Below are 23,528 nucleotides of genomic sequence, written 5' to 3'. Positions count from 1 at the left end.
CCGGCGACGGCGGCCGCGACGGCCTCCCGCTCCAGGGCACGGAAGTACGGTTCGCCGTCGTCCATCCTGACGGAGGGCGGGGCCGGGTCCGCGGACCCGGCCCCGCCCTCCGCCCGTTGCGCGCACCGGCCTCAGGCCTGGATGCGGCCGCTCATCCACACCAGCATCGGCGGGATCTCGCGGCGCCAGGTGTTGAAGTTGTGGCCACCGCTGTCGAGGATGATCGAGGAGACCCGGTCCGGGCCCTTGACCAGCTTGATGAACTTCTTCGTGTCCGCGAGGTTCGGCTCGCCCTTCTCGCTGCTGGTGACGAGGAAGGACGTGCCGGTCGGCTTCTTCGCCTTGATGGACTCCAGCACGTTCGCGCGCGCCTTCAGCTGCGCGTCCCCGTGGAAGAGGTCGCCGGTCGTCGGGTCGTCGGCGGCCTCGTAGTACGCGGACAGACCCGCGGCGGCGCCGAAGGTCTGCGGGTGGTGCGCGGCGATCTTCAGGGCGCAGTAACCGCCGGTGGAGTTGCCGATGAAGCCCATGTTCTGCGGCTTCTTGCCCACCCGGAAGGTGTTCTGGATCGCCTGCGGGAGGTCCTGGGCGAAGAAGGTCTCGGTCTGGGGGCCGCCCGGTATGTCCACGCACTCGGTGTCGCGCGGGGGCGCCACCGTCGGACGGAGCATGACCAGGATCATCGGCTTCATCTTGCCCGCCTTGGCCTGCTTGAAGGCCGTCATCGGGTAGTTCAGCCCTTTGATCAGGTTCTCGGCCGTTCCCGGGTAACCCGTGAGGATGATGGAGGCCGGGAAGTTCTGGTCCTTGTGCTGCGGCTGGAAGTACTCCGGCGGCAGCCACACGTACCCCGGACTCGTTATCCTCGACTTCTGGCCCGTTATGGCCACCTTCAGGATCTGACCGCCGACCTGGGGCTTGGAGCCGCCGGGCACGTCCAGCTTCTGCTTGTCGACGACCTTGATGTCCTCGCTGCTCATCCCGCGGTCGACGACCTTGCCGATCGCGGTCTCCTGGCCGAGGAGGTCGGCCCAGGACCCGTAGAAGAGGAACGACTTGTTCGCCGCGAGTCCCACCGCCGAGAACAGCGCCAGCTGCGTTGCCAGGAGGAGGCCGACGCGGCCGAGGACCGCGCGCCAGGAGCGGCCCGAGAGCTTCGGCCACAGCCACACCGTGGCCGCGAAGAGCAGCACACCGGCGATGATGGCCAACGCCAGAACCGTATTACTGGTGAGACCCATGAGCAGTCAGTCGACTTTCTATGGCAGGACTAGTTTTTTTCTCGACGGATGAGTGAACCCGCTCCCCCTCGATGTCGTCCTAGGGGACGCACCACACACCGGAGGCTGTCGCGGCCTTCGGCCACATGATCTCTCGCGGAGCAACGGGAAGCGATGTCTAGCAGGATAGATGGCGATAAGTCGGGACAGGTTCCGAAGCGGGTCGGCCGAATCCTCCGGGGCCCACGAGCGGAGACCGTCCCCGGCCTGGTGGGCACGGCGGTCAGCGTCGTCGGCCTGCTGGACATCGCGGCGGGTGTCTTCCCGCGTTTCAGGCACAGCCGCATCCATGCCGTGACCGAGGTGCTGCCGGGCTCCTTCGGGCCCTTCGCCGCGGCCCTGGCGCTCAGCGCGGGCGTACTGCTCCTGCTGCTCGCCCACGGACTCAAGCGCCGCAAGCGGCGCGCCTGGCGGGCATCGGTGGTGCTGCTGCCCGCCGGCGCGGTCGCGCAGTTCACGTACCGCCACTCCGTCATCGGGGTGGTGATCGCAGCGGTGCTCCTGGTCCTCCTGGTGCGCCATCAGAGTGAATTCAAGGCGCTCCCGGACCCGCGCAGCCGCTGGAAGGCGCTCGCGAACTTCGTGCTGATGAGCGCGGGCTCCATCGGGCTCGGACTGGTCATCGTCAACTCGCACCCCAGCCGCGTCGTCGGCAATCCGGGTGTATACGAGCAGATCAGTCACGTCGTCTACGGGCTCTTCGGCTTCGAGGGTCCCGTCGACTACGCGGGCCGGGTGTCCTGGACCGTCGGCTACTCGCTCGGCGCGCTCGGCATGCTGACCGCCGTCACCACCATCTACCTCGCCTTCCGCCCCGAGCACCCGGCCGCCCGGCTCACCGCCGACGACGAGGACAAGCTGCGCGAGCTGCTCGCCAAGCACGGCGGCCGCGACTCGCTCGGCCACTTCGCGCTCCGCCGCGACAAGGCCGTCGTCTTCTCGCCCAGCGGCAAGGCCGCGGTCACCTACCGCGTCGTGTCCGGTGTGATGCTCGCCTCCGGCGACCCGGTCGGCGACGTCGAGGCCTGGCCCGGCGCGATCGAGCGGTTCATGGAGGAGGCCAAGGCCCACTCCTGGACCCCCGCCGTCATGGGCTGCAGCGAGACCGGCGGCGAGGTGTGGACCCGCGAGACCGGGCTCGACGCCCTCGAGCTCGGGGACGAGGCGATCGTCGACGTCAAAGACTTCTCCCTCTCCGGGCGGGCGATGCGCAATGTCCGCCAGATGGTGAAGCGCATCGAGCGCAACGGCTACACCACGCGGGTCCGCCGGGTCAGCGAGCTGACCGGGGCCGAGCTGGAGCAGGTGCGGGGCGCGGCCGAGGCCTGGCGCGGCACCGACACCGAGCGCGGTTTCTCCATGGCGCTCGGCCGGGTCGGCGACCCCGGCGACGGTGACTGCTACATCGCCACCGCGCACCGCGTCGAGGAGGGCGACACCTCGCCCTTCGGCGACCTGAAGGCCGTCCTGCACTTCGTGCCGTGGGGCAAGGACGGCATGTCGCTGGAGCTGATGCGCCGCGACCGCGCCGCCGACCCCGGCATGAACGAGCTGCTGATCGTCGCCTCCCTGGAGGCCTGCCCGGCGCTCGGCATCGAGAAGGTCTCGCTGAACTTCGCGATGTTCCGCTCGGCCCTGGCGCGCGGCGAGAAGATCGGCGCCGGCCCGGTGCTGCGGATGTGGCGCAGCCTGCTGGTGTTCCTCTCGCGCTGGTTCCAGATCGAGTCGCTGTACAAGTTCAACGCGAAGTTCCGCCCTCGCTGGGAGCCCCGCTTCGTGGTCTTCCGCACCACCCGCGACCTCCCGCGCATCGGCTTCGCCGCGATGCAGGCCGAGGGCTTCGTCACGCTGGCCCTGCCCCGTCTCTTCGCCAGCCGCCGCCGTCCCAAGCCGGTCCGCACCTGCACCCACCACCGCACCGCGCACACGGTGCCGGCCCAGGCGGAGCGCGAGATCCAGGCGGCGTGAGCCGTGACCGGGCCGCGGCCCGGCCCGTCCGCCCGCCGCCCGCCCGCCCGCTGCCCGCAGGCGGCGGCGCGGGCGGCGGCCCTTCCAGCGGTCCTTCAGGCCGCCCGAGCAGCGGTCATGGCCACGGCCCATACCCTGGACGTATGAACACCAAGCGCGCGGCAGCCGACAGGGGCCAGGTCACAGGGCTGCCGGAGTGGGACCGCTGCGGGGTCATGGGCGTCGTCAACGTCACCCCCGACTCCTTCTCCGACGGCGGCCGCTGGTTCGACACCACCGCCGCCGTCAAGCGCGGTCTCGACCTCGTCGCCCAGGGCGCCGACCTGGTGGACGTCGGCGGTGAGTCCACCCGCCCCGGTGCCTCCCGCGTCGACGAGGAGGAGGAACTGCGCCGCGTCGTCCCCGTCGTGCGGGGCCTCGCCTCCGAAGGCGTCGCCGTCTCCGTGGACACCATGCGCGCCTCCGTCGCCGCCCGGGCGGTCGCCGCCGGGGCGGTGCTGGTCAACGATGTCAGCGGCGGACTCGCCGACCCCGGGATGATCCCCGCGGTCGCCGCCGCCCAGGTGCCGTTCGTCGTCATGCACTGGCGCGGCTTCAGCGACGGCATGAACAGCCTCGCCGTCTACGAGGACGTCCTCGCGGAGGTCACCGCCGAGCTGCGGACCCGTATCGACGCGGTCGTGTCCGGCGGCATCGCCCCCGAGCGGATCCTCGTCGACCCCGGTCTGGGCTTCGCCAAGAACGCCGAGCACGACCTGGCCCTGGTCGCCCACCTCCCCGAGCTCCGCGCGCTCGGCTTCCCGCTGCTGGTCGCCGCCTCGAGGAAGCGTTTCCTCGGCCGGGTGCTGGCCGGCGCGGACGACGCCTCCCCGCCGCCCGCCCGCGAACGCGACGCCGCCACCGCCGCCGTCTCCGCGATAGCCGCCCAGCAGGGCGCCTGGGCCGTGCGGGTCCACGAGGTACGGGCGAGCGCCGACGCGGTTCGGGTGGCCCGCGCCGTGGAAGGGGCATTGCGTGGCACCCGTACCCGCAGCACCCGCAGCACCGAGGAAGGGACAAGGTGAGCCGTACCGACATCGAAGCCGTCGAAGAGGTCAACACGGCCTTCTACGAGGCCATGGAGCAGGGGGACTTCGACGCACTGTCGGCGCTCTGGCTCGAGGACGAGATCTCCTGCGTGCACCCGGGCTGGCCGGTCCTCTCGGGACGCGGCGAGGTCCTGCGCTCGTACGCGCTGATCATGTCCCACACCGAGTACATCCAGTTCTTCCTCACGGACACCAAGGTCGCCGTCATCGGCGACACCGCCCTGGTGACGTGCACAGAGAACATCCTCAGCGGCGGACCCGCCGAGGACGGCGGAGAACTGGGCCCGCTCGTCGGCCAGCTCGTCGTCGCCACGAATGTGTTCCGACGCACACCGGAGGGCTGGCGGCTCTGGTCGCACCACGGTTCTCCCGTCCTCACGGACTCCGACGAGGACGACGAGGAGGAGCCCTCCTGACCCCTCCGTCGGGTCCCGGAGTGTTTCGCAGGTAAATTCGAAGATGGACGACGCCGACCGCACTCGGCCTAGGCCATGGATCCGGGGAGTCCCGGACCGGAAGCACCTACGAAAAGCAGGAGTGATTCGCGTGGATCGTGTCGCGCTGCGCGGCCTCAAGGCTCGCGGGCACCACGGCGTCTTCCCCCGGGAACGCGAGGAAGGCCAGACCTTCATCGTCGACCTGGTGCTCCACCTCGACACCCGTCCCGCCGCGGCCGGGGACGACCTGGCTAAGACCGTGCACTACGGGGTAGTGGCGGAGGAAGTCGTCGACGTGGTCCAAGGTGAGCCGGTCGACCTGATCGAGACGCTCGCCGAGCGGATCGCCCAGCAGTGCCTCAAGCACGAGGCGGTCGCCCAGGTGGAGGTCGTCGTCCACAAGCCGGACGCACCCATCACCGTCCCCTTCGACGACGTGACCATCACGATCACCCGGAGCCGCGCGTGAACAACGGAATGAACGCCCAGAGCGACCCCACCGTCCAGCCCGTCCCGGCTTCCGTCCTCGAGACCGTCGACGCCGCGGACGTCACCCTCTCCAACCCCAAGTGGGCCGTCGTCGCGCTCGGTGCGAACCTGGGCAACCGGCTGGAGACCCTGCAGGGCGCCATCGACGCCCTCGGCGACACGCCCGGCCTGCGGGTCAAGGCCGTCTCCCCCGTCTACGAGACCGAGCCGTGGGGCGTGGAGCCCGGCTCGCAGCCCTCGTACCTCAACGCCGTCCTCGCGGTGAAGACCACCCTGCCGCCCGGCTCCCTCCTGGAGCGCGGCCAGGCCATCGAGGAAGCCTTCGACCGCGTCCGCGAGGAGCGCTGGGGGCCCCGCACCATCGACGTCGACATCGTCTCCTACGCCGACGTGGTCTCCGCCGATCCCGTGCTCACCCTCCCGCACCCGCGCGCCCACCAGCGCGCCTTCGTGCTGGCCCCCTGGCTCGACATCGACCCCGAAGCGCAGATCCCGGGCCTCGGGCCCGTCGCCGCGCTGCTGGACGGCGTGGGCCTCGCGGGCGTCGCGCCGCGTCCGGATCTGGAACTGCGCCTTCCCGAGTAGTCCGCTCCCGCCGGGGGCGGGCCCGGTGACCGCCTCCCTTGCGCGCGGTCGAAGACTTAAGATCACCGGGTAGGCACACAGAGCGGGGAGCAGGCACGTGAAGCAACTGAGGCCGGCGGTCCTGGCGGGCATTTTCCTGGTCGCCGGGGTGCTGTCCTGGGCCGGCGCCCGGCTCTGGGACTCCTACGGCTCGCTGCCGGGCGTCCCGCTGGCCGCGCCGATCGTGCTCGGCGTCATCGCCGTGGTCCTGCTGGCGACGGCCCTGTCACTGCGCGCCCGCCTGAAGGCGCAGCGCGAGCGGGTGCCGGGCGCCAAGGGCGTGGAGCCGCTGATGGCGGCCCGCGCGGTGGTCTTCGGCCAGGCCAGTGCCCTGGTCGCGGCCCTGGTCGCGGGCGCCTACGGCGGTGTCGGGGTCTTCCTGCTGACGACAGCACTGGACGTCCCGGCCCGCCGCGACCAGGCCTGGTACGCCGGATTCTCGGTCCTGGCGGGCGCGGCGGTCATCGCCGCCGCGCTCTTCCTGGAACACGTCCTCAAACTCCCGGACGACGAGGACCCCGCCAAGGCCACCGCCAAGGCCTGACCCCACGCATCCTGCGGCCCGGCCGCAGGCGTGTCCGGGCCGGCCATCGGATAGCGGGGCCGGCTCCGGCGTCCCCCGGACGTCCTCGCTCAGCGGCTCCCAGACGTCCTCGTCGGCCCCGCCGGGCGCGGCCGACGACCCGCCCGCGCCCTCCCCCGCATCCACCCCGTCAGCGGGCCATGATGAGGCTCATCGCCTCGTTGCGGGTCGCGGGGTCGCGCAGCTGGCCGCGGACGGCCGAGGTGATGGTCTTCGCGCCGGGCTTGCGGACGCCGCGCATGGTCATGCACATGTGCTCGCACTCGATGACCACGATGACCCCCCGCGGATCCAGGATCTCCATGACGGACTCGGCGACCTGCGTGGTCAGGCGCTCCTGCACCTGGGGGCGGCGGGCGAACACGTCCACGAGGCGGGCCAGCTTCGACAGGCCGGTGATCTTGCCGTCGACGGACGGGATGTACCCGACGTGCGCCACGCCGTGGAATGGCACCAAATGATGTTCACAGGTGCTCATGACCTCGATGTCCTTCACCAGGACCATCTCGTCGTGACCCAGGTCGAACGTCGTCGTCAGCACGTCCTCCGGCTTCTGGTACAGGCCGGCGAATATCTCCTTGTACGCACGCGCCACGCGGCCCGGGGTAGCCAGCAGGCCCTCGCGGTCGGGGTCCTCGCCGACCGCGATCAGGAGCTCGCGGACGGCCGCCTCGGCGCGCTTCTCGTCGAACTCGCCGATCGTGCCCTCTCCACCTGTCAGGGTCACTGGGTCGGTCATTGCTTCCTCGTTCCTGTGTTCGCTCGCGCGCAGACGAAAGTGCCGCGCCCCCCAGGCTAGAACCTGGGGGGCGCGGCATCCATTCCGGGAGGGATCAGGCCTCCGGACGCTCCTCCGGGGAGGGCTCCGGGGCCTTGTCCACCGAGACGGCCGGCGTCGCCGCCGAGGTCCCGTTCGCCGAGTTCGTCAGCTGGAGCTCCTTGGGAGAGAGCACCGGCGGACGGGTCGACGGGGTGCGGTGCGAGGAGCCGGTCCACGCCGGGCGGGCCGGGCGCTTCACGATCGTCGAGAAGACCTCGGCGATCTGCTCCTTGTTGAGCGTCTCCTTCTCCAGCAGCGCGAGAACGAGGTTGTCGAGCACGTCGCGGTTCTCGACCAGGATTTCCCAGGCCTCGTTGTGCGCCGTCTCGATGAGCTTCTTGACCTCTTCGTCGACCAGCGCGGCGACCTCTTCCGAGTAGTCCCGCGGGTGCGACATCTCGCGGCCCAGGAACGGCTCGGTGTTGTCCCCGCCGAACTTGATCGCGCCGAGGCGCTCGGTCATGCCGTACTGCGTGACCATCGCGCGGGCCGTTGCCGTGGCCTTCTCGATGTCGTTCGCCGCGCCCGTGGTCGGGTCGTGGAAGACCAGCTCCTCGGCCGCGCGCCCGCCCAGCATGTACGCCAGCTGGTCGAGCATCTCGTTGCGCGTGGTCGAGTACCTGTCCTCGTCGGGCAGGACCATGGTGTAGCCCAGGGCCCGGCCGCGGGACAGGATCGTGATCTTGTGGACCGGGTCGGAATTCGGGGAGGCCGCCGCGACCAGGGCGTGTCCGCCCTCGTGGTACGCGGTGATCTTCTTTTCCTTGTCCGACATGATCCGGGTCCGCTTCTGCGGACCCGCCACGACGCGGTCGATCGCCTCGTCCAGCGCGTGGTTGTCGATCAGCTTCCCGTCGGAGCGGGCCGTGAGCAGCGCGGCCTCGTTCAGGACGTTGGCGAGATCGGCACCCGTGAAGCCGGGCGTACGACGGGCGACAGCGCCCAGGTCGACGTCCGGGGCGACCGGCTTGCCCTTCTGGTGGACCTTGAGGATCTCCAGACGGCCCTGCATGTCCGGACGGTCGACCGCGATCTGGCGGTCGAAGCGGCCGGGACGCAGGAGGGCCGGGTCGAGGATGTCCGGACGGTTCGTGGCGGCGATCAGGATGACGCCGCCCTTCACGTCGAAGCCGTCCATCTCGACCAGCAGCTGGTTGAGGGTCTGCTCGCGCTCGTCGTGACCGCCGCCGAGACCCGCACCGCGGTGCCGGCCGACGGCGTCGATCTCGTCGACGAAGACGATCGCCGGGGCGTTGGCCTTGGCCTGCTCGAACAGGTCACGGACACGCGAGGCGCCGACACCGACGAACATCTCGACGAAGTCGGAACCGGAGATCGAGTAGAAGGGGACACCGGCCTCGCCCGCGACGGCACGCGCGAGCAGGGTCTTTCCGGTGCCGGGCGGGCCGTACAGCAGCACGCCCTTGGGGATCTTGGCGCCGACGGCCTGGAACTTCGCCGGCTCCTGGAGGAACTCCTTGATCTCGTGGAGCTCCTCGACGGCCTCGTCCGAGCCCGCGACATCCGCGAACGTCGTCTTCGGGGTGTCCTTGGTGATGAGCTTGGCCTTGGACTTCCCGAAGTTCATCACCCGGGACCCGCCGCCCTGCATCTGATTCATCAGGAACAGGAAGACGACGACGATCAGGACGAACGGCAGCAGCGAGAGCAGCACGCTCAGGAACGGGCTCGTCTTGTCCGGCGTGACGGAGTATCCGTCAGGGATCTGACCGGCTTCGTACTTGGTCTGGAGGTTCTGGGCGAGCTGTACGCCCTGGTCCCCGATGTAGTTGGCCTGGAACTTGGTGCCGTCGTTGTCGCCGAGCTTCTGGTCCTTCTTCAGCTCGATCTTGATCATCTGGCTGTCACCGGTGGTCAGCTTGGCGCTGTCCACCTGGCCACTGTTGATCGCCTTGATGACCTCGCTGGTCTCCACCGACTTGTAGCCGCCGCCGGAGCCGACGACGTTCATCAACACGACCACGGCGAGGACGGCCAGCACGATCCACATGACCGGCCCACGGAAGTATCGCTTCACGTCCATCCATACGGGGCGCTAGGCACCCCGTCCCTCCTGCCCGTAGGTAAATGCTGCTGTGAGTAAAGACTGTTCTTCGGAATGTACCCCTGTATTGTCACCCGCTGCCTCATGGGGCGGCTGACGGACCCGCCTTTCCATGCTCCAACGGCGGGAACCGTTCCAGGGTTCCCCTGCCCGGAGGTTTCGTCCGGGCGGGTTCAGCCGCCGTAGACGTGCGGCGCGAGCGTGCCGACGAACGGCAGGTTGCGGTACTTCTCCGCGTAGTCGAGGCCGTAGCCCACGACGAACTCGTTGGGGATGTCGAAGCCGACCCACTTCACGTCGATCGCGACCTTCGCGGCCTCGGGCTTGCGCAGCAGCGTGACGACCTCGAGGGACGCCGGCTGGCGGGAGCCCAGGTTCGACAGCAGCCAGGACAGCGTCAGGCCCGAGTCGATGATGTCCTCGACGATCAGGACGTGCTTGTCCTTGATGTCGGTGTCCAGGTCCTTGAGGATCCGCACCACGCCGGAGGACTGGGTCCCGGCGCCGTACGAGGACACCGCCATCCAGTCCATGGTGAGCGGGGTGGACAAGGCGCGCGCCAGGTCCGCCATCACCATCACCGCGCCCTTGAGGACGCCGACGATGAGCAGGTCCTTGCCCGCGTACTCCGCGTCGATCTTCGCGGCCAGCTCGGCCAGCTTCGCGTCGATCTCTTCCTTGGTGATGAGCACCGACTGGAGGTCGTTGCCCATGTCCTTCTCGTCCACCCGCATCACTTTCGTTGTCGGCCGGGGCTCCGGGGGGTGACCCCGGAGGACTCAGCCGTGTTTCAGCACCAATCAGCCCTGCCGGATGACCAGTCTGCCACCCTGCCGCTGGGCCTCGACCCGGCCGGGCAGGTTGATGGCGCCCTGACCGCGCCATCCGGTGATGAGCCGGTCGACTTCCTCGATGTGGCGGGCGAAGAGGGAGCCTGCGGGAGAACCGGCCGCGACGACCGCCCGGCGCAGCACCCGGCGGCGGACGGCCGGGGGCAGCGCGTACAGCTTGGCGCACTCGAGCCGGCCGTCCTCGTCGCGTACGCCGTTCTCCGCCTCGGCGGCCCAGGCGTCCAGGGCGTCGGCGTCGTCGCGGGAGAGCTGGGCGGTGCGGGCGAGCGCCTCCACGACTCCCTTGCCGAGCGCCTTCTCCAGGGCGGGCAGCCCTTCGTGGCGCAGCCGGGAGCGGGTGTAGGCGGGGTCGATGTTGTGCGGGTCGTCCCAGACGGCGAGGGACTGGACCATGCAGGCCTTGCGGGCGGTCTGCCGGTCGACCTGGAGGAAGGGGCGCCGGTAGCGGTGGCGGCGGCCGGAGGCTCCGGGGCCTCCGGAGACTTCGGGCATTCCGGAGAGCGAGCGGATGCCGGAGCCGCGGGCGAGGCCCAGCAGGACGGTTTCCGCTTGGTCGTCCCGGGTGTGGCCGAGCAGCACGGCGGCGGCGCCGAGGCGGTCGGCGGCCTCGTCCAGGGCCGCGTAGCGGGCGTCGCGGGCGGCGGCCTCGGGGCCGCCGTCCCGGCCGACGCGCACGGCGACGGACTCGACCGGGTCGAGGCGCAGCGCGGTCATGCGGGTGAGGACCTCGGCGGCGCGCAGGGCCGAGCCGTCCTGGAGCCCGTGGTCGACGGTGATGCCGCCGGCCCTGATGCCGAGTTTGGGGGCCTCGAAGGCGAGGGCGGAGGCGAGCGCCATGGAGTCGGCGCCGCCGGAGCAGGCGACCAGGACGAGCGGCGCGCTGTCGGGGAGGGCGGGCCGGTCGGGAGCTCCCGGGGCACCGAGGGGTCCGGAGGTTCCGGGGGCGCGGCCGGGGCGGCCGACACGGGGAGCGGGTGCGTGCGCGGGTGCGGGACGGTCGGTGAGGTCGGTGAGGACGTCGTGGAGTACGCGGCGGACCGCCAGGCGTATCGCCGCGACCGCAGGATGGGGACCCATGTCCGGTGCCCTTCGGTGGAGTTCGGATGCCTCGGAGGCGCCTCGGAGGCGTTGGGGAGGGTGGTGCGCTCGGGGTGCTGTCCGGTCCACCCCCGCGGACGGGGGTTGTCACTCAGAGTGCGATGATGGTGACAGAACCGAGCCGTTCCCCGAGCATCGCACGCGCTTCCACGCCCCACGGTCCCTCGGACGGGTGATGCTGTTTACCCCAGAGGGACAACTTCACGCCTCTCGGGCCACTTCTCTCGGGTCGGTTCCCTCCGGCCCCGTCCTGCCCGTCCTGTCCGTCCTGTCCCGTCCTGCCCGTCTGCCCGTCCTGCCCGTCGCCTCCTCCCTCCGCACGCCCCGGCGCCTTCCGGTCCCGCCTCCCCCGCCCCCGCCGTCACGTCCGCCGTTCCGGCCGCCGCCGCCACGTCCGCCGTCACGCCTCCTCGCGGAGCTCCTCGCTCTGCTCGCCGCCCTTGCGGTGGATGCGGGCCACCCAGTCCGCCGGGCTGGCGATCTCGGCCTTGGTGGGGAGGGTGTTCGGGGAGGTCCAGACCCGGTTGAAGCCGTCCATGCCGACCTGGCCGACGACGGCGCTCACGAAGCGCTCGCCGTCGCGGTACTGGCGCAGCTTCGCGTCGAGGCCGAGGAGCTTGCGCAGGGCCGCGTCGAGCCGGCCCGCGCCGCTGGCCCGGCGCTGCTGGAACTTCTCGCGGATCTCGGCGACCGAGGGCACCACGTCCGGTCCGACCCCGTCCATGACGAAGTCGGCGTGTCCCTCCAGCAGGGACATGACGGCGGTGAGCCGGGCCAGCACCTCGCGCTGTTCGGGCGTCTGGACGAGCTCGACCAGCGAGCGGCCCTCGTCGCCCCGCTCCGCGTCGGGGCGGGCCCCGGCGAAGGTCTGGGCGGCCTCGCGCAGCCGCTCCAGCACGGTCATCGGGTCGATCTCGGTGGCACCGAGGAACGTCTGGATTTCGCCCTCGATGTGCTCGCGGAGCCACGGGACGGCCGTGAACTGGGTACGGTGCGTCTCTTCGTGCAGGCAGACCCAGAGCCGGAAGTCGTGCGGGTCCACCTCCAGCTCCCTCTCGACGTGCACGATGTTCGGCGCGACGAGCAGCAGCCGGCCGCCTCCGGAGGCCGAACCCGGCAGGTCGGGGCCCGCGGGCGCGAAGGTCTCGTACTGGCCGAGCACGCGGGAGGCCAGGAAGCTGAGCAGCATGCCCAGCTCGACGCCGGTGACCTTGCCGCCGACCGCGCCGAGGAAGGCCGCGCCGGGGGCTTCGGCGCGGCGGTCCTGCATCTTGCCGAGCAGCGGCGCCAGGAGTTCGCGGAAGCCGGCCACGTTGGCCCTGACCCAGCCGGGCCGGTCCACGACGAGGACGGGGGTGTCGGGCGGGGTCACCCCCTGCGGCATCATCCGGGTGAACTCGCGCACGTGCCGTTCCGAGGTCTTGGCGTGCCTGCGCAGCTCCGCGACGACGGCCCGCGCCTCGTCCCGGCTGATCTCCGGGCCGGGCCGTACCAGCCGGGTCGCGGTCGCCACCGCGAGGTTCCAGTCGACCATCTCCGCTCCACCGATGCTCGTCATGCGTCAACCGTACGTGGACCGGCGCGCGGGCGGATCCCCTTGGGCCTGTCGGCCTAGGAAGCGGTGGCCACCGCCGCCGCGAGCTTGTCGAGGCCCTTCTCGGCGGCGCCCGGGTCGGGGGCGTTCGCGGTCAGGAACGCGAAGGCCAGCAGTCGTCCGGAGGGGTCGACGACGGTGCCGGCGAGCGAGTTCACGCCCGTCAGGGTGCCCGTCTTGGCCCGGAGCAGGCCGGCCGCCGGGGAGACGCCGGCGTTGCGGCCGCGGAGGGTTCCGGTGAATCCGGCGACGGGCAGCCCGGTGAGGACGGGCCGCAGTTCGGGCCGTTGCGGATCGGCGGCCTTGACGAGCAGGGCGGTCAGCAGCCCGGCGCTGACCTTGTCGGCGCGGTTCAGGCCGCTGCCGTCGGCGAACCGGGAGCCGGCGGTGTCGATGCCGAGCGAGGCGAGCTTGTCGCCGACGGCCTTCTCGACGCCCTCGAAGCTCGCGGGCTGCGCCGAGGCGAGGGCGGTGTGGCGGGCCAGCGCCTCGGCGATGTCGTTGTCGCTGTTGGTCAGCATCCGTTCGACGAGCCCGGCGAGCGGGGTCGACAGGGTGACGGCGAGCGGGGCCGCGCCGGCCGGCGCCTTGGCCCTGGCGGGCTCCCCGGTCACCTTGACCCCGCGTTCGGCGAGGAGGGCGGCGAAGGCGCGGGCGGTGTCCTTGGAGGGGTCGTCGCCGCGCCGCACGGGCCCCGAGAAGGATTCGTCGGTGCGGCCCTCGTCGGCCGTCAGGGCCGTGACCGGGGCGATGTTGTCGTTGGCGCCGATCGGGTGGCGGGCCGGGCCGGTGTAGAGGGTGTCGTCGTAGCCGAGGACGACGGAGTCGGTGCCGGCGGCCTTGAGGGCCTGGGCGGTGTCGGCGGCGAGCGCGACGAGGCTGCCGCCGGAGCCGGCGGGGGCCTTCTTCTTGGCGGTGAGCGAGGGGTCGCCGCCGCCGACCAGGACGATCGACCCGGCGTTCGCGCCGGGCGTCACGGTCGTCGGGATCCGGTGGTCGGGCCCGAGGGAGGCCAGCGCGGCGGCGGCGGTGGCGATCTTGACGGTGGAGGCGGGGGTCATCGCCTCGCGGGCCCCGGCCTCGTAGAGGACCTGCCCGGTGGCGGTGTCGACCACCGAGGCCGCGCGGACGGTCCCGAGCGCGGAGTCCGCGAGCAGCGGCCGCAGCGCGGCGCCGAGGGCTCCGGAGCCCACCGCTCCGGCCTGTTCGCCGGTGCCCGCTCCGGCGGCTCGGACGCCGGCGAGCACTCCGGGGGCGCTGGGAGCGGCCTGCGGGACTCCGCGGACCCCGTCCCCACCGTGATCTGCGCCACCCGTACGGCCCCAGGAGGCGGCCTCGTCCCGCTCGGCCTTACGCTGGCCGGAGTCCCATGGGCCCGCGGCGGCGACCGTCACGGCCGACAGGGCGAGGCCGGCCACGGCCGACACCGCGATGAGCTGCCACGTCTTGACCAATGGCACCTCGGACCAGCCCCTTTCGCGATCACACATATGCGTGAGGGACACTTAACCACTGCGTCTTGCCGCGAGCATGGCACCCCACCCGGCAGGGCCGGGCGGTACGCGCACGCAGGCGCATCGGACGCAGTCTCGGAAGCAATGAAGCTGATCATGGAGGAGCAGGACGTGGAGTTCGACGTCACCATCGAGATCCCCAAGGGTTCGCGGAACAAGTACGAGGTGGACCACGAGACCGGCCGGATCCGCCTGGACCGTCGCCTCTTCACCTCGACCAGCTACCCGGCCGACTACGGCTTCGTCGAGAACACCCTCGGCGAGGACGGTGACCCGCTGGACGCGCTGGTCATCCTCGACGAGCCGACCTTCCCGGGCTGCCTGATCAAGTGCCGCGCGATCGGCATGTTCAACATGACGGACGAGGCGGGCGGCGACGCCAAGCTGCTCTGCGTGCCGGCCTCCGACCCGCGTGTCGAGCACCTGCGCGACATCCACCACGTGTCCGAGTTCGACCGCCTGGAGATCCAGCACTTCTTCGAGGTCTACAAGGACCTGGAGCCGGGCAAGTCGGTCGAGGGCGCGAACTGGGTCGGCCGCACCGAGGCCGAGGCCGAGATCGAGGCCTCGTACAAGCGCCTCGAGGCGCAGGGCGGCCACCACTGACCTCCGGGTCGGTGACGGGTGAGCGGGTCCTCCCGCCACCCCTGTGACATCACGCGGGCGGTACCCCTCCGGGGGTGCCGCCCGCTGTCGTGCCCGGGTGCCGAGGGGCGCGTTTCGCCGTGGACGAAATGGTTCCGCATACTGATCACGGGCTGGCCGGGGACTGGAGGACGTGTGGCGGAGGGCGAAGCATCCGGGACCGAGGACCGGAAGCCGAAGTCGGACGAGGCGCACAGCGCGTTCTCCGTGCCCGAGGGGGTCGGGCTGGAGCCCGAGGCCACCGAGGAGGACCAGCCGACCTCGGAGTTCGCCGTCCCCGACGGGCTCGCCTCCGTGGCCGCGGAGCCCGAGGAGGGTTCCGCCTTCGCCACCCCGCACACCTACAGCGCCGCGCAGTCCCCGCAGGCCTATCTCGGTCCCGGGTTCCCCGTCGCCCGGATGAAGGACTCCCTCTGGCAGGACCGGATGCGCACCATGCTGCGCATGCCGGTGGACGTCCGGCCGGTTCCCGAGCCCTCGCAGAAGTCCGGCGTCGAGACCGGGCCCGCCGTGGGCCGCGTGCTCGACCTGACGCTGCGCATCGGCGAGCTGCTGCTCGCGGGCGGCGAGGGCGCCGAGGACGTGGAGGCCGCGATGTTCGCGGTGGCCCGCAGCTACGGGCTGGACCGCTGTGAGCCGACCGTCACCTTCACCCTGCTGTCGATCAGCTATCAGCGCTCCCTGGTGGACGATCCGGTCTCGGCGAACCGCACCGTCCGCCGCCGGGGCACGGACTACACCCGCCTCTCGGCCGTCTTCCGCCTCGTCAACGACATCAGCGCGCACGAGATCGAGATGTCGCTGGAGGACGCCTACCGCCGTCTGGCCGAGATCCGCCGCAACCGGCACCCGTACCCGGGCTGGATGCTCACCGCGGCCGCGGGGCTGCTCGCGGGGGCGGCCTCCACCCTGGTCGGCGGCGGGGTGCTCGTCTTCTTCGCAGCCGCACTCGGAGCGGTCCTCGGCGACCGGCTGGCGTGGTTCTGCGCCGGACGCGGGCTGCCGGAGTTCTACCAGTTCGTGGTCGCGGCGATGCCGCCGGCCGCGATGGGCGTGGCCCTGAAGCTCGCCGAGCCCGACCTGCGTTCCTCCGCCGTGATCACCGGCGGGCTGTTCGCGCTGCTGCCGGGAAGGGCCCTGGTCGCGGCCGTCCAGGACGGCCTGACCGGCTACTACATCACCGCCTCCGCCCGGCTGCTGGAGGTCATGTACTTCTTCATCGGCATCATCATGGGCGTCCTGGTGGTGCTCTACGCCGGCCTGCAGTTCGGCTCCTCGCCCCGGCCGGAGGACGTCCTCCAGATCACCCAGCGGCCCGCGCTGCAGATCGCCGCCTCGATCGTGCTGGTGTTCACGTTCGCGATCCTGCTCCAGCAGGAACGTTCCACCGTGTGGATCGTGGCGCTGAACGGCGGGGTCGCCTGGACGGTCTTCGGAGCCCTGCACTACGCGGGGGAGATCCCGGCGGTGCCGTCCACCGCCGTCGCCGCCGGGCTGGTCGGCCTCTTCGGGCAGCTCCTCTCCCGGCACCGCATCTCCTCGGCCCTGCCCTTCGTCACGGCGGCCATCGGCCCGCTGCTGCCGGGCTCGGCCACGTACTACGGGCTGCTGCTGATCGCCGAGAACCGGCTGAACGAGGGTCTGGCCTCGCTGACCAACGCCGTGGCCGTCGCGCTCGCCATCGCCATCGGCGTCAACCTCGGCTCCGAGATGTCCCGCCTGTTCATGCGGATCCCCGGGGCGGCGAGCGCCGCCAAGCGCCGCGCGGCCAAGCGCACCCGGGGCTTCTAGGCCGCCCCGGGCTCTTCTGGGGGCCTGGGGCCCTGGGCTCTTCTGGGGCCCTGGGGGCCTGGGCTCCCTGGGGGCCTGGGCTGCCGGACGCCCGGGTCAGCCACCGCCCTGGTCGTCCTGGTCGGTGACGGTCGGGAAGGAGGCGCCCGCGTAGACCTGGTCGAGGACCGTGGGGAGCAGGGCCATGGCCGTGGCCTTCGCGTCGAGCGAGACGGTCAGGTTCGTCCAGACGACCAGGGTGACGTCGTTCTCCGGGTCGTGGCCGATGAAGGAGTTGAAGCCGGGGAGCTCGCCGCCGTGGAAGTACATCGAGGCCCGCGGGGTGAAGCGCTGGTAGGCGATGCCGTAGCCGTACTTCTGGGCGTCGGGCGCGGCCGGGTCCTGGGGCCGCGGGCTGCGCAGCCACTGCTGCTGGGCGGCGGGGCCGAGGACCTTGCCCGTCACGAGCGCCTTGATCCAGGTGGCCATGTCGTCCGCGGTGGAGACGACTCCGCCGGCGGCGGTGGCGTAGGAGGAGTTCTGGTGGGTGTAGTCCAGCGGCTCGAGCTTCCCCGTCCGGGCCGCGGCCCGGACGTCCGCGGGGTACGGCTCGTCGGTCATGGCGTGGGCGGTCCCTCCGTACATGTAGCCGTGCGCGGAGGGGGCCGGCAGGGAGGTGTCGTGGATCCCGGGCAGGGAGGTGCCGGCGAGCCCCAGCGGGGCGAAGAGCCGGTCCCTGAACTGCTGGGCCAGCGGACGGCCGCCGGCCTTCTCCGCGACCAGGCCCAGCAGGGCGTAGTTGGTGTTGTCGTACGCGTACTCCGCGCCGGGGGCCGCGTCCGGCGGGTGACGGAACGCGATGGCCAGGGCCTCCTGCGGGGTCCACGCCTTGCCCGGGTCGGCGTCCAGCGCCGCCGAGAACTCGGGCGCGTCGGTGTAGTTGTACAGGCCGCTGCGCATCTCCAGCAGCTGCGCGATCGTGATCCGCGCGCCGTCGGGCACCCCGGGGACGTAGTCGGACACCGGGTCGGTGAGGCGGATCCGGCCGTCCTGGACGAGGAGCTGGATCAGCGCCGAGGTCATCGTCTTGGTGTTGGAGGCGATCCGGAAGTGGTCGGTGGTGCCGGGAGGCCGGTCCTTGCCGAGTTCCGCGGTGCCGGTGAGCGCGCGGAAGGTGCCCTGAGGGGTGCGGAGCAGCACCACCGCGCCGGGCACCAGCAGCTTCTTCGCCGCGGCGTCCACGGCGGACTGCAGCGCGGCGGGATCGATGTGCCGGAGGGCCAGCCCGGCCGACGGATCCGAGGGCGTGGGGGACGGCGTCGGCGTCGGCGCGGCGGCTCCGGCCGCCGCGCGGGGTGCGGCCGTCGCGTCGGGGGCCGCCGGAGGGATCCCGCAGACCGCGATCAGCAGGGCCGCGCCCGATGCCAGGACGGCCGGACGGAAGGTCCTCATGCCGCATCACACCTTGCGCTCGGCGGTCGAGTGCCGCGGCAAGGGGGCGGGCGGGGGCGCGGCACAGCCGGGGACGTCACATAGTGAACAATGTCCTATTTTAGCAGTGCGTGCTCAGCAGTGTGGGCCCCACCTGCACGGCGGGGCCCACACGAGAGAGCGGGGTGACGGGACCGGCTAGCGCTTCGCGTGGCGCCCGCTGCGCTGACCCGGGGACTGCGGGTCGTCGCCGGAGGAGGACTGCCCGCCGGCCTCGGCGGCCGCCTTCTTCTCCTTGCGGGACTTCAGCACCTCGAAGATCACCGGGATGACGGAGATCAGGACGATGCCGATGAAGATCGGCTCGACGTTCTTCTTGATCATCTCGAACTGGCCGAGCTGGTAGCCCAGGACCGTGACGCCCGCACCCCACAGGACGCCGCCGATGACGTTGAACATCAGGAAGGTGCGGTACTTCATCGCGGTCGCGCCCGCGACCATCGGCGCGAAGGTCCGGATGATCGGCACGAAGCGCGCGAGCACGATGGCCTTGGGGCCGTGCTTCTCCATGAAGTCGTGCGCCGCGTCGAGGTTCTCGCGCTTGAAGAGCCTGGAATTCGGCTTGTTGAAGATCTTCGGACCGAAGACCTTGCCGATCATGTAACCGACCTGGTCGCCGAGGATCGCCGCGCACACGATCATGGTGCAGACCAGCCACAGGGGCTGCTCGATGGTGCCGCTCGCGACGAACAGGCCCGCCGTGAAGAGCAGGGAGTCGCCGGGCAGGAACGCGAAGAGACCCGATTCGGCGAAGACGATGACCAGGATGCCGATCAGGCCGAATTGCCCGATCAGGTACTCCGGGGAGATCCACTCAGGGCCGAGCGCAAGCGTGTTCACGAGTTCCGGGTTCTCCTGGATCAGGGGGTGTCGGCGGTGCGGGCGCACAGGGCGGCGGTTCAAGTATGAACGCACGCGGCCCCCGCCCGGTTCCAGACCCGGAGGGGGGCCGCTCCCGCGGACGGACGCCCTACGCCTTGCGGACCGCGTTCGCCATGATCGCGTCGCGCACGAACACCGCCAGGCCCGGGCGGACGGCCTCGTAGTGGGCCCTGAACCGCTCGTCCGCGACGTACATCTCGCCGAGGGAGACGTGGATCTCGTAGGTGCAGAAGTAGTGGCTCGCGTTGATCCAGCCGCGGTGCTCCTCGGCGAGGTCCATGGCCTCCTCGGACTCCGGGTCCGCCCCCGCCTCCAGCAGGGCGGCCAGCCGCCGGTTGATGTCCTCGGCGCGCGCCATGATCCGCTGCCAGTCGGCCTTCGTGTACGAGGCCGTCAGGCGGGCCGACTCCTTGTACGCGTCCGTGCCGCCCCAGCGTCGCTGCGCCTCCTCCGCGTGCTCGTCGGGGTCGAAGTCCCCGAAGACCTCGAACCTCTCCTCGGGCGTGAGGTTGATGCCCATCCTGTTCGCCTCCATGGCGTGCTCAACGGCCCTGGCCATCTGCTGGAGCCGGTCGATCCGGCCGGACAGGAGGGCGTGCTGCCGGCGCAGGTGCTCCCTCGGGTCCGATTCCGGGTCGTCCAGCAGGACCGCGACCTCTTCGAGGGGGAAGCCGAGCTCTCGGTAGAACAGGATCCGCTGCAGCCGGTCGAGGTCGGCGTCGTCGTACTGCCGGTGTCCCGCAGGGCTGCGGCCGCTCGGGGAGAGCAGCCCGATCTCGTCGTAGTGGTGCAGGGTGCGCACCGTGACTCCGGCGAATCCGGCGACCTGGCCCACGGAGTGGCTCATCTCTTCCCGCTCCTTTTCCTTGGGTACGCACCCCACCCTGAGCCCTCACGCCGCGTGAGGTGCAAGCCCGGCTCCCGGACTGCTACCGGGCTCGGGCCGGACCGGAACCGGGCCGGGTCGGACCCGCCACCGCCTAAGGGGGTTCCGGGGCCGCCAGAACCCCCTCGAAGGCATCGCCCGGCTCGTCCGCGAAGGAGTACGCCCCGGCCTCGATCCGGCCGACGAGCCCCCGGGTCCAGTCCGCTTCCGCGTCCGCCGAGGAGATCCAGCGGTGCATGATCTCGCCGATGTGGCCCAGCGGCTCGGTGCCGCCCTCGGGGACGTAGTGGCCGGTGACGGTCGCACGCCAGGCGGCAAGGCGGCCCAGGCGTTCGCGGAGCAGCGCGAGGGCGTCCGCGCGCGGGAGGTCGACCATGAAGCCGAGGGCCGAGGTGAGGACGTCGGCCTTCTGGTCGTAGGAGGACAGGGCCTCGCGGAGCAGCGTGAAGTACTCCGCGCGGCCCGCCTCCGTCAGCTCGTACTCGGTGCGCGGCGGGCCGCCCGCGGCGGACGGGGCGACCGCGTGGGCCAGCAGTACGCCTTGCTTCGCCATCTGCTTCAGCGCGTGGTAGATCGACCCGGGCTTGGTGTTCGACCACTCGTGGGCGCCCCAGAACTCGAGGTCGGCGCGGACCTGGTAGCCGTGGGCCCGCCCGTGGCGGCGGACGGCGCCGAGGACGAGCAGGCGGATCGCTGACATGCGGCCAGGCTACTGACCGGGCACGGCCAGGGGCTCGCGGGGAAGCGACACCTTGATTCCCCGCAAGCCCTTAGCCCATGGCGCGGCTGCCGTCGAGGGATTCGCGGATGATGTCCGCGTGGCCCGCGTGGCGGGCGAACTCCTCCACCAGGTGCAGGAGCATCCAGCGCAGCGAGACCTTGGCGTCCTTGGGGAACCACGGCGCCTCCGGGAGCGGGAAGGTCAGGTCGAGGGTGGGGGCGGCCGCGATGAACTCCGCCGTCTCCCGGGCGACCCCGTCCCAGAAGGCCAGGACGCCGGGGATGGTCTCGCCCTCCCCCAGCCGGAAGCCCTCGCCCCAGCTGTCGCCCGAGCGCGCCCGCTCGTTGGGCCGCTGCTGGGCCAGCCGCAGCCAGTTCAGCTCGACCTCCGCCACGTGCTTGGCCAGCCCGGAGAGCGAGAGCTCGCTGACACTGGGGCGGCTCGCGGCCTGCTCCTCGCTCAGCCCCTCCAGCGCTTCGCGGACCGCCGCACGCTGGGCCTCGACGAAGGCGAGGAGCGTGCCGCGCTCGTCACCGGGGACCTCCGTGGAAATCTGAGCCATGACCTGACCACCTTCTGTTGCGGTGCCGCTCCTGCTGACGAGGACTACGTTACGAAGTCTTGCGGTCAGTTCCTGTCCGCAATCACGGGCCTTCCTGCCGGGCCGGAGGGAGTTCGGTCTGCGGCTTCGGGAGCAGGGCCTTCGACAGGTCCTGGTTGCCCTTCTCGTCCAGGCCGTACATCGCCTCGTAGATGTTGCGGACGGCCGGACCGGAGGCACCGGAGCCGGTGCCTCCCTGGGAGATCGTCATCACGATCGCGTAGTCCTCGGTGTAGGAGGCGAACCACGAGGTGGTCTGCTTGCCCTGGACCTCGGCCGTACCGGTCTTCGCGTGCATCGGGATCTTCTTCTGAGGCCAGCCGCCGAAGCGCCAGGCCGCGCTGCCGGTGGTGGCCACGTCGGCCAGGGCGCCGTCGATGTCGTCGCGCAGCTTCGCGTCCATCGGGAGCCTGCCCTGCTCCTTCGGCGCGATCTCCTGCACCGAGGTGCCGTCGGCGCTGACCACGGCCTTGCCCACGCTGGGCTGGTGGAGCGTGCCCCCGTTGGCGATGGCGGCGTAGACCGACGCCATCTGGATCGGGGTGACGAGCGTGTCGCCCTGCCCGATGGAGTAGTTGATCGCGTCGCCCTCGCGCAGCTGGTTGCCCTGGCGGCAGTTCTCGTAGGCGATCTTCTCGGCGAAGGAGCCGTCCTTCTTGCCGTCGCGGCACCAGGCGGCCTTGTTCGCCTCGAAGAAGTCCTTCTTCCACTGGCGGTCGGGGACCCGGCCGGCGACCTCACTGGGCAGGTCGATGCCGGTGGGCTTGCCGAGGCCGAACTCGTGGGCGGTCTTGAGGAAGAAGTCGCCGGGCTGCGCCTTGGGCTTGATGCCGCCGTCCTTCTTCCACTCCTTGTCGGCGATGGCGTAGTAGACGGTGTCGCAGGAGACTTCCAGGGCCTTGCCGATGGTGATGTCGCCGTAGCCCTGGGACTCGAAGTTGGTGAAGACCTGGCTGCCGACGGAATACGAGCTCGGACAGCCGTAGCGGCCGTTGAAGGGGTACCCGGCGTTGACCGCCGCCGTCGAGGAGACCACCTTGAAGATCGAGCCGGGGGCCGCCTGGCCCTGGATGGCCCGGTTCAGCAGCGGGTAGTTCGACTCCTTGTCGGTGAGGGAGGCGTAGTCCTTCGCGGAGATGCCGCCGACCCAGGCGTTCGGGTCGTACGTCGGGTTCGAGGCCATGGCCACGACCCGGCCCGTCTTGGCCTCCATGACCACCACGGCGCCCGAGTCGGCCTCGTAGTTGCGGTGCGTGTTCTTGTCGTACCCCTTGCGGGCCTCGGTCATCGCGTCGTTCAGCTCGCGCTCGGCGACCGCCTGCACGCGCGAGTCGATCGAGGTCACGATGTTCGCGCCGGGCTGCGCCTTGTCGCTCACGCCCTCGCCGATGACCCGGCCGAGGTTGTCCACCTCGTAGCGGGTGATACCCGCCTTGCCGCGCAGTTCCTTGTCGTAGGTGCGCTCCAGGCCGCTGCGGCCCACCTGGTCGGAGCGCAGGTACGGGGAGTCGGAGTTCTTCGCCTTGGAGATCTCCCCGTCGGTCACCGGGGAGAGGTAGCCGAGCACCTGGGAGGTGTTGGCCCCGTCGGGTCCGGCGTAGCGGCGCAGGGCGGTCGGCTCGGCGGTGATGCCGGGGAAGCGCTCGGCGTGCTCGCGTATCTCCAGGACCTGCTCGGTGGTCGCCTCGTCGGTGATGGGGATCGGCTGGTAGGGCGAACCGTTCCAGCAGGGCTTGGGGGTCTTGGCATCGCACAGCCGGACCCCGTCGACCACGTCCTCGGGCCGCAGGCCCAGCACCCCGGCGAGGTGGGTCAGCACCTCTTTGCCGCGGTCCTTCATCTTGGAGAGCTCGGTGCGGCTGGCGGAGACCACCATGCGGGTCTCGTTGTCGGCGAGCGGGACCCCGCGGGAGTCGAGGATCTCACCGCGCACGGCGGGCTGGACCACCTGCTGGGTGTTGTTGTTCTTCGCCTCGTCCGTGTACTCCTGGCCGTTGCGTATCTGCAAGTACCACAGGCGTCCGCCGAGCGTGAGCAGCAGCGAGAACACCACGATCTGGATCACGACGAGCCGGTTCTGGACCCGGGGTGTCCGCCCGGTCTCCGGTATGTTGCTCAACT

The 23,528-nt window shown here is 71.1% G+C and carries 21 protein-coding genes; 8 read left to right on the top strand and 13 right to left on the bottom strand.

Translation table 11 applies throughout. The features are described 5' to 3' along the window. Window positions 1-131: 131 nt before the first annotated feature. Entirely contained in the window at window positions 132-1,241 is a 1,110-nt protein-coding gene (locus ABZY44_RS21070; RefSeq protein ID WP_356655960.1) for an alpha/beta hydrolase-fold protein, read from the bottom strand. 153 nt (window positions 1,242-1,394) lie between these two features. Between ABZY44_RS21070 and ABZY44_RS21065 the strand changes: the two genes are divergently transcribed. The 6 genes from ABZY44_RS21065 (at window position 1,395) to ABZY44_RS21040 (ending at window position 6,430) form a co-directional block, all read left to right on the top strand. Further along, window positions 1,395-3,248, top strand: coding sequence for a phosphatidylglycerol lysyltransferase domain-containing protein (locus tag ABZY44_RS21065; RefSeq protein WP_356655958.1), 1,854 nt, complete (start codon window positions 1,395-1,397; stop codon window positions 3,246-3,248). Window positions 3,249-3,391: 143 nt separating this feature from the next. Beyond that, window positions 3,392-4,312 carry a dihydropteroate synthase gene (gene folP / locus ABZY44_RS21060; RefSeq protein ID WP_356655956.1) on the top strand — a complete coding sequence of 307 codons (921 nt, stop codon included), beginning with the start codon at window positions 3,392-3,394 and terminating at the stop codon, window positions 4,310-4,312. Beyond that, the gene (locus ABZY44_RS21055; protein ID WP_356655954.1) at window positions 4,309-4,752 is read left to right on the top strand and encodes a nuclear transport factor 2 family protein; all 444 of its coding nucleotides are present in this window, start codon (window positions 4,309-4,311) and stop codon (window positions 4,750-4,752) included. The genes folP and ABZY44_RS21055 overlap by 4 nt, the downstream gene beginning before the upstream one ends. Before the next feature lie 130 nt (window positions 4,753-4,882). Then, window positions 4,883-5,242, top strand: coding sequence for a dihydroneopterin aldolase (folB, locus tag ABZY44_RS21050; protein ID WP_030010912.1), 360 nt, complete (start codon window positions 4,883-4,885; stop codon window positions 5,240-5,242). 8 nt (window positions 5,243-5,250) lie between these two features. Further along, entirely contained in the window at window positions 5,251-5,847 is a 597-nt protein-coding gene (gene folK, locus ABZY44_RS21045; protein WP_356655966.1) for a 2-amino-4-hydroxy-6-hydroxymethyldihydropteridine diphosphokinase, read from the top strand. Window positions 5,848-5,944: 97 nt separating this feature from the next. Further along, window positions 5,945-6,430 carry a DUF3180 domain-containing protein gene (locus ABZY44_RS21040; protein ID WP_356655952.1) on the top strand — a complete coding sequence of 162 codons (486 nt, stop codon included), beginning with the start codon at window positions 5,945-5,947 and terminating at the stop codon, window positions 6,428-6,430. Between the two features lie 169 nt (window positions 6,431-6,599). On the opposite strand, the gene folE is transcribed toward ABZY44_RS21040, so the two are convergent. The 6 genes from folE to dacB all read right to left on the bottom strand — a co-directional run bounded on the left by folE (window position 6,600) and on the right by dacB (window position 14,357). Beyond that, complete coding sequence (gene folE, locus ABZY44_RS21035) at window positions 6,600-7,208, bottom strand: GTP cyclohydrolase I FolE (protein ID WP_356655950.1); 609 nt, start codon at window positions 7,206-7,208, stop codon at window positions 6,600-6,602. Between the two features lie 94 nt (window positions 7,209-7,302). Beyond that, window positions 7,303-9,333, bottom strand: coding sequence for an ATP-dependent zinc metalloprotease FtsH (ftsH, locus tag ABZY44_RS21030; protein WP_356655948.1), 2,031 nt, complete (start codon window positions 9,331-9,333; stop codon window positions 7,303-7,305). A gap of 194 nt (window positions 9,334-9,527) precedes the next feature. After that, on the bottom strand, window positions 9,528-10,088 hold the full coding sequence (gene hpt, locus ABZY44_RS21025) for a hypoxanthine phosphoribosyltransferase (protein WP_030010907.1): 561 nt from the start codon (window positions 10,086-10,088) through the stop codon (window positions 9,528-9,530). Window positions 10,089-10,154: 66 nt separating this feature from the next. Continuing rightward, window positions 10,155-11,282: a tRNA lysidine(34) synthetase TilS gene (gene tilS / locus ABZY44_RS21020; protein ID WP_356655946.1), complete on the bottom strand. Its 1,128-nt coding sequence runs from the start codon at window positions 11,280-11,282 to the stop codon at window positions 10,155-10,157. A gap of 421 nt (window positions 11,283-11,703) precedes the next feature. Continuing rightward, window positions 11,704-12,861 (bottom strand): zinc-dependent metalloprotease, encoded by a 1,158-nt coding sequence (locus tag ABZY44_RS21015; protein WP_356655944.1) that lies wholly within the window; start codon window positions 12,859-12,861, stop codon window positions 11,704-11,706. 53 nt (window positions 12,862-12,914) lie between these two features. After that, the gene (dacB, locus tag ABZY44_RS21010; protein WP_356655942.1) at window positions 12,915-14,357 is read right to left on the bottom strand and encodes a D-alanyl-D-alanine carboxypeptidase/D-alanyl-D-alanine-endopeptidase; all 1,443 of its coding nucleotides are present in this window, start codon (window positions 14,355-14,357) and stop codon (window positions 12,915-12,917) included. A 165-nt stretch (window positions 14,358-14,522) separates the two neighbouring features. Here dacB and ABZY44_RS21005 point away from each other — a divergent pair, with 165 nt between their 5' ends. Together ABZY44_RS21005 and ABZY44_RS21000 are read left to right on the top strand one after the other, a co-directional pair. Continuing rightward, window positions 14,523-15,017 carry an inorganic diphosphatase gene (locus ABZY44_RS21005; RefSeq protein ID WP_214947725.1) on the top strand — a complete coding sequence of 165 codons (495 nt, stop codon included), beginning with the start codon at window positions 14,523-14,525 and terminating at the stop codon, window positions 15,015-15,017. Window positions 15,018-15,191: 174 nt separating this feature from the next. Continuing rightward, a complete protein-coding gene (locus tag ABZY44_RS21000) occupies window positions 15,192-16,847 on the top strand; it encodes a threonine/serine exporter family protein (RefSeq protein WP_356655940.1) in 1,656 nt (551 codons plus the stop codon). A 96-nt stretch (window positions 16,848-16,943) separates the two neighbouring features. On the opposite strand, the gene ABZY44_RS20995 is transcribed toward ABZY44_RS21000, so the two are convergent. The 6 genes from ABZY44_RS20995 to mrdA all read right to left on the bottom strand — a co-directional run bounded on the left by ABZY44_RS20995 (window position 16,944) and on the right by mrdA (window position 23,526). Next, entirely contained in the window at window positions 16,944-18,278 is a 1,335-nt protein-coding gene (locus ABZY44_RS20995) for a serine hydrolase domain-containing protein (protein ID WP_356655938.1), read from the bottom strand. Between the two features lie 177 nt (window positions 18,279-18,455). Beyond that, window positions 18,456-19,157 (bottom strand): VTT domain-containing protein, encoded by a 702-nt coding sequence (locus ABZY44_RS20990; protein ID WP_356655936.1) that lies wholly within the window; start codon window positions 19,155-19,157, stop codon window positions 18,456-18,458. A 130-nt stretch (window positions 19,158-19,287) separates the two neighbouring features. After that, complete coding sequence (locus tag ABZY44_RS20985) at window positions 19,288-20,046, bottom strand: MerR family transcriptional regulator (protein ID WP_356655934.1); 759 nt, start codon at window positions 20,044-20,046, stop codon at window positions 19,288-19,290. 133 nt (window positions 20,047-20,179) lie between these two features. After that, entirely contained in the window at window positions 20,180-20,785 is a 606-nt protein-coding gene (locus tag ABZY44_RS20980; protein ID WP_356655932.1) for a PadR family transcriptional regulator, read from the bottom strand. 70 nt (window positions 20,786-20,855) lie between these two features. Then, window positions 20,856-21,368, bottom strand: a complete 513-nt coding sequence (locus tag ABZY44_RS20975; protein WP_356655930.1) for a DinB family protein — start codon at window positions 21,366-21,368, stop codon at window positions 20,856-20,858. Window positions 21,369-21,450: 82 nt separating this feature from the next. After that, window positions 21,451-23,526: a penicillin-binding protein 2 gene (gene mrdA, locus ABZY44_RS20970; RefSeq protein ID WP_356655928.1), complete on the bottom strand. Its 2,076-nt coding sequence runs from the start codon at window positions 23,524-23,526 to the stop codon at window positions 21,451-21,453. Between the last annotated feature and the right edge of the window lie 2 nt (window positions 23,527-23,528).

Origin of the sequence: Streptomyces sp. NPDC006544, assembly GCF_040611715.1 — a bacterium.
GTDB lineage: Bacteria > Actinomycetota > Actinomycetes > Streptomycetales > Streptomycetaceae > Streptomyces.
This window is presented reverse-complemented; position numbering and strand designations above follow the sequence as displayed.